This is a genomic window from Adhaeribacter soli (assembly GCF_008727925.1).
GTDB lineage: Bacteria > Bacteroidota > Bacteroidia > Cytophagales > Hymenobacteraceae > Adhaeribacter_A > Adhaeribacter_A soli.
Map to the genome: position 1 here is coordinate 503228 of NZ_VTWT01000003.1, position 14319 is coordinate 517546.

General features: G+C 48.7%; 5 protein-coding genes. 4 read left to right on the plus strand and 1 reads right to left on the minus strand.

Going from position 1 to position 14319, the window contains the following annotated elements; all coding sequences use genetic code 11:
- The first annotated feature begins 718 nt into the window (after positions 1-718).
- The 4 genes from F0P94_RS08230 (at position 719) to F0P94_RS08245 (ending at position 13761) form a co-directional block, all read left to right on the plus strand.
- The gene (locus F0P94_RS08230; RefSeq protein ID WP_150903394.1) at positions 719-1990 is read left to right on the plus strand and encodes a patatin-like phospholipase family protein; all 1272 of its coding nucleotides are present in this window, start codon (positions 719-721) and stop codon (positions 1988-1990) included.
- Between the two features lie 238 nt (positions 1991-2228).
- A complete protein-coding gene (locus tag F0P94_RS08235; RefSeq protein ID WP_150903395.1) occupies positions 2229-3242 on the plus strand; it encodes a hypothetical protein in 1014 nt (337 codons plus the stop codon).
- Between the two features lie 561 nt (positions 3243-3803).
- On the plus strand, positions 3804-4577 hold the full coding sequence (locus F0P94_RS08240) for a M15 family metallopeptidase (protein WP_150903396.1): 774 nt from the start codon (positions 3804-3806) through the stop codon (positions 4575-4577).
- Between the two features lie 145 nt (positions 4578-4722).
- Entirely contained in the window at positions 4723-13761 is a 9039-nt protein-coding gene (locus tag F0P94_RS08245; RefSeq protein ID WP_150903397.1) for a PKD domain-containing protein, read from the plus strand.
- Between the two features lie 243 nt (positions 13762-14004).
- Here the strand turns inward: F0P94_RS08245 and F0P94_RS19640 are convergent, their stop codons facing one another.
- The gene (locus tag F0P94_RS19640; protein ID WP_191906970.1) at positions 14005-14157 is read right to left on the minus strand and encodes a hypothetical protein; all 153 of its coding nucleotides are present in this window, start codon (positions 14155-14157) and stop codon (positions 14005-14007) included.
- Between the last annotated feature and the right edge of the window lie 162 nt (positions 14158-14319).

A 14319-nucleotide genomic window follows, 5' to 3' on the forward strand; every position in this document is an offset into this window, starting at 1 on the left:
AAGCAGGGGCGGGAGTTAAGTAGATCGGTGGCGGGGAAACCTGATCCGTTTAGGTCTGCCATCAGCTTTAGCAAACGCGCGGTAGCCTGCTTTCCTGCTTCCGGTTCTTCCACTACATAAATGATAGGCTTTTAAACACAAAAAGTGGCTGAAGGCCTGTGCTATTCTTAGCAGGCCCGGAAAACAGGGGTTTGGCAGGTATAGGGTGTTGTTAGTGAAAGCCGGTTGATGTTTTAGATAGCTGCCGCCTGGTGAAATTATGGTTAGGAACTGGCGTGGTGTTTTAAATATTTTTGCTGTTTACCGCCCTTAAAGTGTTCTCTGCCTGGTAAAAATAACCACTGGCTAAGTCCTTCTCCTATGGGTTTAACATTTGGTTGCGAAGCTGCCGGAAGTTGTTAAATTTGTCGTGTAATCTTATCTCAATCTCTCTGCGCAAATCATTTCTTTTTTCTCCAGTTTCGAATATCCTGAAGATTCGGGTGGAAGAGTACGCCTTTTGATTAAAGGAACAAGAGGCGCATGCATTTCTGTCTGAAGAAATGAACGCTTTCGGTAAAAACAGGGACAATACAAAAATACAAGGCAGTTAACATGCACCCGATTGCAGGTTCGCCGCCAAAGCGCCCTGATTGCCGGTTAAGGCGCCGTAGTTTCCGGTATGTTTCGGCTGGTAAAGCATTAAGAGCTAAATACATTCACTTTAAATAAAGAAACTATGAAAGTTGAACAGTTTACCGGGAATGCCGCCATACTCCACATTCTTGACGAATTGAATGAGAAGGGTATCAAGGAAAAGCAGTTTTCGGATGTAGTAGACGACCTTGGAAATCAGTACGTAGATCTGGTGCAGGAAGGAGGGGGCGTATTGGGGATCGCATTGGCGGGGTATACCTATGTTCTGGAGCAAATGGACATCCGTTTCCTGCAACTGGCCGGCACTTCTGCAGGAGCAATAAACACCATGCTAATGGCCGCTGCCGGCAAGGTGCACGAAGAAAAAGCCTGCTGGATGCTTGACAAACTGGCCAATAAGAACCTTTCCGATTTTATAGACGGCGACAGCGATGCCAGGGATTTTGTGGATGTACTTTTAAGCGGCGCCGGCAACCTGAAGATCGGAATGAAGGGAATGCAGGTGATCGATAATTTCCGGGATGACTTTGGGTTGAATCCGGGCAAAAATTTCCACCAGTGGATCAAAAATATTCTTAGCCAGAATAATATAAAAACGCTTGCCGATCTGGAAAAACTAAGGGAACAGCAGCCCGACGGCGGAATAAAGACCAGGAAGGGGGAATCCCGTACTCCGGATAGGTTTAAGCGGGTCGCCCTGATTACAGCAGATATTACCACCGAAACCAAGGTTGAATTCCCCCGGATGGCGGAGCTGTACTGGGAAAATAAAGAGCAGGTAAACCCCGCCGATTTTGTGCGGGCATCTATGTCTATTCCAATGTTTTTTCACCCTTACAAGGTAAGTAATATTCCTTATGGCCCCGAACGCTGGAAAAAATGGAAAGAGCTTGCCGGCTATATCGGAAATATCCCGAACGAAGTGCTCTTTATGGATGGCGGCATTATGTCTAATTTCCCGATCGACCTCTTTCATAATTTTAGCAAAGTTCCCGATGCTCCCACGTTTGGGGTGAAGCTTGGCCTGGATAGGGTAGAAGCGAACAAGAACGATAAATTCTTCGGGCTCCTGGGCTCCATTTTCGACTCGGCAAGGCACGTGCACGATTACGATTTCATTATGAGAAACCCGGATTATAAACACCTGCTTTGCTTTATTGAAACCGGGGGCCATAACTGGCTTAATTTTAATATTTCCGATGACGATAAAGTTGATTTGTTTATAAGAGGTGCCAGAGCAGCAGCCGGCTTCCTGCAGGGATTTGATTGGGATCATTACAAGAACATCCGGGCGCAAGCCGCCAAACTCTACCAGTACGATAAAGCCACAGACGATCAGGTTCTTAGTGCTTAGATCGCGCCTGTAAGCGTATCTGGCTGCAAGATAAAAGAGGCTTTTTATGCCAGAATGCCAGCGTTTTTAGTATAAAAACGGAGCACCAGATACGGTGAAGCGGTAAATCGCAACTTAAAAGCAGGGGCAAATACCAGGTAGAAGCCATCGGGCAGGTTGTCGGCGTGTTTTTTTGGGTTGTTTTTTGGGTAATAGGTTTATTATAAGGGTTTTGTCATAAAATTATAAGATTGAAGTTATGGAAAAAACAGTAAAGGAGCCGGTCAAATCCGATAAAGCAGAAGTAAATAACAGGTCGTTTACGTCCTATTTTAACCGGAAGCCCTTCTGTAATCAGTTTCCTGAATATGGATTCGTTTACTTCGATCACCTGCAGGCCGAATATGAAAACTACTTTATCGGTTCAATCTCAGATGTCGACCTGGATCACATTGGCGCCATAAGAGAAAAAAGAAAAAATTATAGTCTGGCCTGGAGCGATGTATATAAATATGAAACCATTTTCCTGAAGCTGATCAATGAAAGCCATCTGCCGCGTAAAGCCTGGGATCTGCGCAACCGATACCGCGATATTGTTGGTTTAAAAGAGTACGAGGCCTATCTGGCTTCCAGGCCGCCCGAAATACCCGGTCATTTTGATGCCGAAGAACTAAGAGCCGATATCGGGTACTTATTGGATAAGATTTACCTGCACTACTCCCTGACTCCCTACAATGAAAGGCTTAGAAACTCTATTTCTAAGAAGGTGACAATAATGGTAATGGCCGGGTTGGCCCTGTTGATTTCAGCTGCCTTTTTGCCTAAACTTGCTTTGCTTGATTTTAGCTATGCGGTGCCCCCAATCCTGATCGTTATTTATGCCGGCGCCATGGGAGGGCTGATAAGCATGCTGCAGCGCTACAATAATCTGCCCCGGGAGGGAGACCCGATCAACAGCATTCCCGGCCTGATGCAATATTGGTCAAGAATGTTTATTCCGGCTATTAACGGAGCTTTCTTTGCCGCCTTGCTTTACATTATTCTGATCGGGAAGCTTATTAGCGGCGGCCCTTTCCCTGAATTTGCCGAAAGCCCCTTTTCCAATGGCAGTAGTATTTCCGATTTCCTGCTGGAATCGGTGCCCGATAGTCCGGGAAGTTATGCTAAGCTGATCGTTTGGAGCTTTATTGCTGGCTTTGCGGAAAGGTTTGTACCGGAAACGCTAACGCGCTTTGTTTCCAAAAGCGAAAAAGAAAAAGAAATAAAGGCCTAGTAATCCACAAAGGTTAAATTGTGGGTGCTACCTTTCGCCGTTGTTGCGTGTTTTCACCATAGCTGTCAGGCTAAGCTAATTTATTACGTCATCCCGAGCGCCAGTCGAGGGAACTTATGGTGCCGTATATCTAAAATTTAACAGTAAGACAAACCTTGCTACGCTCGCTTTGTCATTGTAATCTCCATAAGTTTCTTCGACAAGCTCAGAATGACCGCCTTTTTTAATTAGCCTGACGGCTATGGTGAAAACACCAACAACCATACTACAGCTTGCTTTTCCGGCAAATAAAGCTTTATGAAGCAATGGTTATTAAAGCCGGTGGAGCAACCTTTTTGGCTTTGGCTTACCCCAAAGCCAATGAATGCCCTTCTTGCCGGAACTTCTGTGCTTGAAAGTTAATACATGAAAGGGTAAGCACAGCGTTCCGATACTCCCTGCTTCATTTTAAAAAATGAGGCTAACCGGTTATGAATAGAACAATGTTTTTAGTTGGCTGCATTTAGGTCCGCAGGCAGCAGGTCAAATTTTCCATCTTTTAATCCTGGTAAAACTTAAAGTATGAAAACGCTAAGAATTGGCGATTCCGGCGATGAGGTCCGGCAATGGCAGTATTTTTTAACCGGTCAGGAACTGTATGCCGGGGTGGTAGATGGCCTGTTTGGGGAAGGAACAAAAGCAGCTTCTATGGCTTTTCAAAAACGGCATGGCCTCCAGCCGGATGGCATAGTTGGAAATAAAACGATTGGCATTGCCATGAGTTTAGGCATGGAAGTAGTGCCGGATGAGCATGTTGGAAAGGAGAGCCCGAGCTGGCCGCCGCGCCCCGCTTTCCCACCCTTGATGTCGAACGGCCACCGGGAGAGTCTTTTTGGCAGGTTCAATTACCGCCACCGGCCCTTGCCAGCTAACCGGGAGAATATAGAAGTGCTGGATGGCTGGGCCAATGCAAATATTATTAAGGTGCCTATTCCGCAATTGAACCGGGTCAAGGGGAGCCCAACGGTATATTTTCACCGTTTAGCGGCAAACCAGCTTGCCCGTCTTTGGGATGATTGGGAAAGAGCTGGTTTAATGCACCATGTCCTGACCTGGGAAGGCGCGTATATGCCCCGTTTTGTAAGAGGCAACAACAAAACCTTAAGTAATCATGCCTTTGGTTCGGCCTTCGATATAAATTATGCCTGGAATACATTAGGGACAATGCCGGCGCTGGTTGGCCAGAAAGGGTCGGTAAGGGAGTTGGTGGCAATAGCCAATGAGAATGGGTTTTACTGGGGCGGCCATTTTAACCGGTCCGATGGAATGCATTTTGAAGTTGCTTTATTGAAATAGCGAAACTACCTGGTAGATAATCAAAGCTCCGTTCACTAAATATTTTGATATATATATGGAATAAGTGGTAATTTTCCTTTCTTTTCCATTGTTGTTTGTTATTTTTGCTTTTTAGGTGTTTAAAAATCAGCCTGGTAACCCATCTATGAAGCAACCGCTACTCTCTCATTTTTCTTTTTCTGTTTTATGCAAAGTCTTTCTGGCGCTGCTGCTGGTAAGTTTTGCGAATCTGGGCTATGCCCAATGCCCGGTCAGCGCCTGCGTACCGGGGAATGCGCCTGCCGGAAACCTGATCTTCGGCATGGGCATTCTGAACGTAAACGTGAATAACGGGGCCATTAACAAGACTAGCCCCGGCGCAACGGATGGTTACCAGGATTACGCCTGTACCACCGGCACGAGCCTTACTGCTGCCGTAGCCCACCCCATCAGCATCCGGACCAATCCTAATGTGAACGAGAACGTGCGGGTGTGGATCGACTATAATAACGATGGCATCTTCCATGTAACAGATGAACTGGCCTTCAGCTCCATCAATAATATTCTGCATACCGGTACTTTTACCATTCCGGTTTCGGCCGTTACCAACACGCCTCTGCGCATGCGCGTAGCCGCCGACAACTTCTCTTCGCCGCTGCCTACGCCTTGCTTTACCCCGCAGTATTCCCAGGTAGAAGATTACCGCATTACCGTTACGGCCAACACCAGCGCCCCGGCTCCGGAGTTCTCGGCTTCGGCTACCACCACCTGCAACAGCACCGTTTCCTTTACCGATCTTTCAGCGAACGGCCCAACTTCCTGGACCTGGAACTTTGGTGATCCCAACTCCGGTGCCAGCAATACTTCTACGCTGCAGAACCCTACTCACACCTTCTCGGCCCCGGGTACTTATACCATTACCCTGACAGCCTGTAATGCGGGAGGCTGCAATACTGTTACCAAAACCAGCTACATTACCTACCACAACAACGTGCCGGTTGCAGCTACCTGCACCCCGGCCACTTCCAGCTACTGCTGCGGCTATGGTATTACGAACGTGAACTTTGGCAACGGGCTGATGACCAATACTTCGGTGAACGGGCAGGCCGGCTACCAGGACTTTACCTGCAGTAAGTCGGTGACGGTAACTGCCGGCAACAGCTACCCGATCTCCCTGACAAGTGGCACCAACCCGCAGGACACCCGCATTTACATCGACTTAAACAACGATGGCAGCTTTACCGGTTCTAACGAAATGGTGTTCCAGCTCTTAAACCAGGTAAACCCTTCCGGCAGCATTACCATACCCGGCACTACTTTCCTGAACACGCCTCTGCGCATGCGCATTGTTTCCGATGAGATCGGCAGCACCTTTAACAGCTGCAGCGGCATTCTGAGTGGGCAGGCCGAAGATTACACCATCCGCATAAACCCGAATCCTAATCCGCCGGTGGCACAGTTCACTTCTAATTACGCTTCCGCTTGCGATACCATTGTGCGCTTTACCGACCAGAGCACCAATGCACCTACTTCCTGGGCCTGGGACTTCGGCGACCCGGCTTCAGGAGCGCTGAATACTTCAACCCTGCCCAACCCGGTACACATTTACCATACCCCGGGCACGTACACAGTAACGCTGGTAGCTACGAACTCGAACGGCCCCAGCACCCAGACCAAGACCAACTATGTAACCATTGTAAAACCTTGTCTGAACTACTGTCCTTCCAACGGGCACAACAACACCAACATTCATATCAGCAATGTAACCCTAAGCAACCTCAACAATACTTCCGGCCAGGCGCCGAATGGTTACTCCGATTTTACCGCCCAGACGGCTACCCTGGTGCAGGGAAATCCTGCTACCCTGAACGTAAGCCGAGGGGGAGGTTATATTAATACCTCCGTGAGTGCCTGGATCGACTTTAACCGCAACGGTATTTTCGAAAACACCGAAAGGGTGATGGCGCAGAACGCTATCAGTACAGTAGCTACTGTTGTTATTGCTGTTCCGGTATCTGCGCCTGTGGGCGGTACCCGGATGCGGGTCATGACAAGCTCCTTAACAACTGCTCCAACAAACCCATGTGTCACCAACTCTCTGAACCTGGAAGTGGAAGACTATTCCATTATTATTCAGACTAACCAGCAGCCGCCGATCATAGATTTTACCGTAAGCAGCCAGATCTCCTGTACCGGAACGGTTCAATTTAACGACAATTCTATGAACCAGCCGGCTACTTGGTTATGGAACTTTGGCGATCCGGCTTCCGGCACGGCCAATACTTCTACCTTGCAGGATCCGGCACACGTGTACGCCACTCCCGGGCTTTATACGGTAACCCTGACGGCTACCAATGCATATGGTACCAATACGCTAACCAAAACTAACTTTATCAATTACGACCCCAACAATACCTTTTGCACTACCGTGGTAATGCCTTCCACCGGTACGGCTCCGGTGGCGACCCGCTGTTCCGGTACTGTTTACGATCCGGGAGGGGCAACAGGAATGTATCCGAACAGCGCAAACGGTACCGTTACCATTGCCCCAACCGGAGCTGCAACCGTTACCTTAACTTTTTCTGATTTCAATCTTCAGTCCGGAGCCGATTACCTGTGGATCTATGACGGGCCGACTACCGGTTCTCCGTTGATTGGAATGTACTCGGGGCTGACCCTGCCGAATGGCGGTACCATAACTTCTACCGGCTCTGCCTTAACGTTAAACTTTACCAGCAATACCAGTGTGGTGAATAATGGCTTTGCTGCAACCTGGTCCTGTACAATGCCTACAGCTAAACCGGTAACCCGCTTCCAGGCAGATTTTACGGATATCTGCACCGGCGCAGTTCCATTTACCGACGTTTCCACCAATGCGCCAACTTCCTGGCAGTGGAATTTTGGCGATCCGGCTTCCGGTGCGGCCAATACTTCTACGCTCCAGAACCCGACGCATACTTATTCTACAACATCCGCCCGGGCCTATACTGTTACTCTTATTAGCTGTAACAGCTTTGGCTGCGATACGCTTGTTCAAACGAATTATGTGAATATTGCTGTGCCCTGTCGGACATATTGCGTGTCGAATAACCACGTAAACACTGTGCAATGGATCGGCAACGTTACTTTAGGAACCATTAACAACAATACCGGCCAGGAGCCGGCAGCTTATGGCAATTACACCCATCTGAGTACAACCCTGATGCAGGGTACAAGCAGTCCGGCTTCAGTTAGGCTGGGTAGCCCTACGGGAGGTTTCCGGTACGCTTATATCTGGATCGACTATAATAAAGATGGTATTTTCCAGACTTCGGAACGCGTATTCAATGGCCAGGGTGTAGCTTCCACTCCGGGTGGTCCGATCATTGTTTCCGGAAATATTGCCGTTCCTCAGAATGCGCAAACAGGAATTACCCGAATGCGGGTGTTGATGGATTTCAATTCAAACCAAACCAACCCGTGTATCACCGGTCTGGCTATGGGTGAAGTAGAAGATTATTCAGTAAACATACAGCCGAATACCTTGCCGACTGTAGCCGGTTTTACCGCCGATCTGAATACCGTTTGCACAGGCTCGGTACAGTTCTCGGATGCCTCTACCAACGGCGCTACTTCCTGGCAGTGGAATTTCGGCGACCCGGCTTCCGGCGCAGCCAATACTTCTACGCTCCAGAATCCAACGCACGTTTACCCTACATCTACGGCTGGCAGCTATACCGTTACGTTAATTGCCTGTAAAAACGGGCAGTGCGATACTATTACCCGGAATAACTACGTGAACATTACGGTGCCTTGCCGGACGTACTGCGTTTCCAATAACCACGTGAACACGCTGCAATGGATCAGCAATTTTACCCTGGGTACCATTAACAACAGTACCGGCCAGGAGCCGAACGCCTATGGTAATTATACATACTTGAACACGAACCTGACTGCCGGAAGTACCAATCCGTTTACAGTAACTTTCGGAAACAACGCAGGAGGCTTCCGGTACGCTTACATCTGGATCGACTATAATAAAGATGGTGTTTTCCAGGCCTCGGAGCGGGTATTTAATGGTCAGGGAATTACGACGGGCGGTTCGATCGTAGCATCGGGCAGCTTTACGATCCCTAATAACGCGCCAACAGGTTTGACCCGGATGCGGGTGCTCATGGATTACAATTCAAACCAGACCAACCCGTGTATCACCGGTCTGGCTATGGGTGAAGTAGAAGATTATTCAGTAAACATTCAGCCGAACAGTTTACCGACCGTGGCTGGTTTTACGGCTGATCTGAATACCGTTTGCACGGGCACGGTACAGTTTACGGATGAGTCTACCAACAGTGCTACTTCGTGGCAGTGGAATTTCGGCGATCCGGCTTCCGGCGCAGCCAATACCTCCACGCTTCAGAACCCGACGCACGTTTATCCTACATCTACGGCCGGCAGCTATACCGTTACCTTAATTGCCTGCAAAAACGGGCAATGCAATACTGTTACCAAAACTAACTTCGTAAATATTGCCGTGCCCTGCCGCACCTATTGCGTGTCTAACAATCACGTGAACACGTTACAATGGATCAGCAATTTTACCCTGGGTACCATTAACAACAGTACCGGCCAGGAGCCGAACGCCTATGGTAATTATACATACTTGAACACGAACCTGACTGCCGGAAGCACCAACCCGTTTACAGTAACTTTCGGAAACAACGCAGGGGGCTTCCGGTATGCATACATCTGGATCGACTGGAATAAGGACGGGATTTTCCAGGCTTCGGAGCGGGTATTTAACGGGCCGGGAACGACGATGGGAACCTCGATCGGGGCTTCAGGCAGCTTAACGGTTCCTAATAATGCGCAGACTGGCATGACCCGGATGCGGGTGCTCATGGATTACAATTCAAACCAGACCAACCCATGTATTACCGGCCTGGCTATGGGCGAAGTAGAAGATTATACGGTTAACATTCAGCCGAATACCTTGCCGACCGTGGCTGGTTTTACGGCTGATCTGAATACCGTTTGTACGGGCTCGGTACAGTTTACTGATGAGTCTACCAACGGCGCTACTTCGTGGCAGTGGAACTTTGGCGATCCTGCTTCCGGCACGGCGAATACTTCCACGCTGCAGAACCCGATACACGCTTATCCGACTTCTACTGCCGGCAGCTATTCCGTTACCTTAATTGCCTGCAAAGGGGCGCAGTGCGATACAGTTACCCGGACAAACTACGTGAACATTACCGTGCCCTGCCGGACGTATTGCGTTTCCAATAACCACAACAATACTACCCAGTGGATCAGCAATGTAACGCTTGGTACCCTTAATAATACAACAGGAGCCGAACCAAATGCCTATGGGAATTATACTTATTTAAGTACGAATCTTATTGCAGGCAGTAATAACCCTGTTTCGGTTACCCAGGGCTTTACCACCGGTACTTTCCGCTATGTAACTATCTGGATCGATTTTAATAAAGACGGTACTTTCCAGACAACGGAGCGGGTATTTAATGTGCTGGGAACGAACCCGAGCGGAAGTCTGATAGTTTCCTCCGGAAGCATTGCGGTTCCTAATACAGCCGCCAGCGGCACTACCCGGATGCGGGTGATCATGAGTAGTATTTCTAACCTGACTACTTCTTGTGCAATAAATCTTTTGCCCGGCGAAACAGAGGATTATACGGTAAATATTCTGCCGAATACCACGCCGCCTGTCGCCAATTTTACCGCCACGCCGCTGACTACCTGCAATGGTCTGGTAACCTTCACCGATGGGTCGACCAATATACCTACTTCCTGGAGCTGGAACTTCGGCGACCCGGCTTCGGGCGTTGCCAATACTTCTACGCTTCAGAACCCAACACATAGCTTCTCAGCGCCTGGATTGTATACCGTAACGCTTACGGCTACGAATGCCAATGGCTCGCATAGTGAGACTAAAACCAACTACATTAATTACGATCCGAATGCCGCTGCCTGCCGGATGGTAAACATGCCGGTCAATGGCTCGGTAACCTCTAACTTTTGTAGCGGGACCCTTTATGATGATGGCGGTGCTACCGGATTCTACTCTAACTATGTTAATAGTACCGTTGTAATTGCCCCAACCGGAGCTACTACTGTTTCCCTTACTTTTTCCCAGTTTATGACAGAGTCGGGTTATGATGTGCTCTACGTTTATGACGGCCCTTCTACGGCATCGCGTCTGATTGGTAGCTATACCGGTTCTGCTTTGCCGAATGGCGGTTTGCCGATTATATCTACCGGCGGGGCTTTAACCGTAAGGTTTACCACTGATGGCAGCGGCGTGTACTCAGGCTTTGTGGCTAACTGGAACTGTATCGTAAATACCTTGCCGCCAACGCCTGGTTTTACTGCTATCCCATTAACCACTTGTAATGGCTTGGTAACGTTTACCGATACTACCAGAAACTATCCAACCTCCTGGCAGTGGAACTTCGGCGATCCTGCTTCCGGGGTAGCTAACACCTCTACGCTCCAAAACCCGACGCATACCTTCTCGGCGCCAGGCATGTATACCGTAACGCTTACAACCTGCAACGCCAATGGGTGTAATACCATTACCAGATCGAATTACATAAATTATGACCCGAATGCGCTTGCCTGCCGAACCGTGAACATGCCGGTTTGGGGTACGGTAAATCAGACAGCCTGTAGCGGAATGCTTTATGATGATGGGGGGCCGGCTAATAATTATTCGAACGGCGTAAGCGGAACGGTAGTAATTGCACCTGCCGGCGCTTCAACCGTTTCGCTCACTTTCACTCAGTTCATGATTGAATCCGGCTGGGATATGCTTTATGTTTATGACGGATCTTCTACTGGGGCGCCTTTACTTGGTAGTTATACTGGTTCGGCCTTGCCAAATGGCGGCTTGCCGATCACTTCCACCGGTGGCGCTTTAACCGTAAGATTTACCACCGATGGCAGCGGCGTGTACTCAGGTTTTGAAGCAAACTGGAATTGTAATATCAATACATCACCGCCGGTAGCAAACTTTACGGCCTCTCCATTAACTACCTGCAATGGTTTAGTGAACTTTACCGATGCCTCTACTAATTTCCCGACCTCATGGAGCTGGAACTTTGGCGATCCGGGCTCAGGGGCAGCCAATACCTCTACCTTGCAGAACCCTACGCATACTTTTTCGGCTCCGGGTATGTATACGGTAATGCTTACGGCTACAAATGCACACGGCTCACACATCGTAACTAAAACCAACTACATTAATTACGATCCGAATGCCGCTGCCTGCCGGATTATAAACATGCCGGCAAGCAGTACGGTAACCACCAGCTTCTGCAGCGGTACCCTTTATGATAATGGCGGACCTACCAGTAATTATTCCAGCTTTGCTAATGGTACCGTAGTAATTGCGCCTACCGGGGCAACAAACGTTTCCATTTCTTTTGCCCAGTTTATTACAGAACCGGGGCTGGACGTGCTTTACCTCTATGACGGTCCATCTGCTGCCTCACCCCTGATCGGTAGTTATTCCGGCTTCAGCCTGCCAAATGGCGGCTTGCCGATCACTTCCAGCGGCGGAGCCTTAACCATCCGGTTCTCGACCAGTGGCAGCGGAACATTCTCCGGTTTTGAGGCGAATTGGAATTGCTTAATCAATACGTCGCCACCAATTGCCAATTTTACCGCTTCTCCGCTGACGCCTTGCAACGGCCTGGTGAATTTTACGGATGCATCTACCAGGTTCCCGACTTCCTGGAGCTGGAACTTTGGCGATCCGGGCTCGGGCGCAGCTAATACCTCTACGCTACAGAACCCAACGCATAATTTCTCGGCTCCGGGTATTTATACGGTAACGCTGACAGCCACGAATGCCAACGGCTCTAATACTACTATCAGGTCTAACTACATAAATTACGACCCGAATGCCGCTGCCTGCCGAATTGTGAATATGCCGGTCAATGGCTCGGTGACCTCCAATTTCTGCAGCGGTACCCTTTACGATGACGGCGGCCCAGCTAATGATTATTCCAATAATGCGAATGGCACTGTAGTAATCGCCCCGGTTGGAGCATCGGCCGTTTCCCTGACTTTCACGCAGTTTGCAACGCAATCGGGCTTTGATATCGTTTATGTCTATGACGGCCCTTCCACCGCTTCGCCCCTGATCGCTACTTATTCCGGCTCCATTCTGCCGCACGGAGGCTTACCGATTACTTCCAGCGGTGGAGCCTTAACCATCCGGTTCTCGAGCAATGGCACCGGAACATACTCCGGCTTTGTGGCAAATTGGAATTGCGTAATCAATACGGCGCCGCCAATTGCCAATTTTACCGCTTCTCCCCTGACGCCTTGCAACGGCTTGGTTAATTTTACGGATGCATCTACAGGATTCCCTACTTCGTGGAACTGGAACTTTGGCGATCCGGGCTCGGGAGCAGCCAATACCTCTGCGCTGCAGAACCCAACGCATACGTATGCTACGCCAGGGGTGTACACCGTAACGCTTACGGTTTCAAATGCCAACGGCACGCAAACCATTACCCGTACCAATTATATTAACTACGATCCGAATATTCTTGCCTGCCGGACAGTGAATATGCCATCTACCGGCAATACCACTGCTGCAGCCTGTACTGGTACACTTTACGATGATGGCGGGCCAGGTGGTAATTATTCTAATGGCACGTCCGGCTATGTTGTAATTGCGCCTTTCGGAGCCACAAATGTAGCCCTTACCTTTACCCAATTCAGTACGGAATCCGGCTGGGATGTGCTTTGGATCTATGACGGTTCGTCTTTATCGTCTCCGGTTATAGGTACCTATTCGGGCAATTCCTTACCGAATGGCGGTCTGCCGATTGTGTCATCGGGTGGCGCCTTAACGGTTCGTTTCGGAACGAATGGGGTAGTTAATGATGCCGGCTTTGCTGCCACCTGGACTTGTAATAGTCCGGTTGGTCTTGCCGAAAGCAGAAGCAGCATACCTTTGGTGGTTTATCCGAACCCAAGTACCGGAATGGTAAATCTGAAACTGGGAGGAAACAGCCCGGATGCGTTCCAGGTGGAAGTAACGAATGTATTAGGGGAGGTGCTCATGAAAAAGCCTGTCTCCTTTACCGATCAGCAGGAGCAAACCCTTGATCTGAGCCGGTTAGCCAAAGGCGTTTACTTCATCCGTTTGCAGAACGGCAAAACCTCTACCATGCGCAAGGTAGTTCTTGAATAGTATTCAGGAATCCTAATGAATTTAAAGGCCCGAGAATTTAATTTCCGGGCCTTTTTCATTTTAGAGTAAAGGATCTAATGGCCAGTAGCACCTCGAATTTAATACAACCTTTATTGAATAAAGCAGAAGAATTGAGGGATAATGTTTTTTTCAGGCATAGATATTTGCTAGACGGAAGAGAAAAATGATGTTTCTTAGGCCTCTTACGTAGCCCTTAAAGCTTCTATTTTGGCATTAAAGGATTCAGAAGCAGCCAAAGCCGACAGGTGGAAGGTTCTTTTCTTCTAAAAACAGCTGAAGACCTTTTTCTGTTTTTAGGACCTGTACTAACTTAAAATATTCTAAAATGCCTGCAGGTAGCAGCAGGCCAACTAAGGTTTGGTAAGCGTCTGACAAAATCGAAGGGTTCGTTTTTAAAACCCGAACAAGTACTTTTTTCCTAATCCCTCAACTTTTTAGGGATCAAGTTAAAAATTTGAGGGGGATTTAAAAAAGTGTTTGTTTTGGGTTGAATAAACCAGCACTTCGATTTTGTCAGACGCTTACCACACCCTTATT

Excerpts from the sequence above, each read along its gene's own strand:
- F0P94_RS08230 (WP_150903394.1), top strand. The coding sequence starts at position 719 with ATGAAAGTTGAACAGTTTACCGGGAATGCCGCCATACTCCACATTCTT.
- F0P94_RS08235 (WP_150903395.1), top strand. The coding sequence starts at position 2,229 with ATGGAAAAAACAGTAAAGGAGCCGGTCAAATCCGATAAAGCAGAAGTA.
- F0P94_RS08240 (WP_150903396.1), top strand. The coding sequence starts at position 3,804 with ATGAAAACGCTAAGAATTGGCGATTCCGGCGATGAGGTCCGGCAATGG.
- F0P94_RS08245 (WP_150903397.1), top strand. The coding sequence starts at position 4,723 with ATGAAGCAACCGCTACTCTCTCATTTTTCTTTTTCTGTTTTATGCAAA.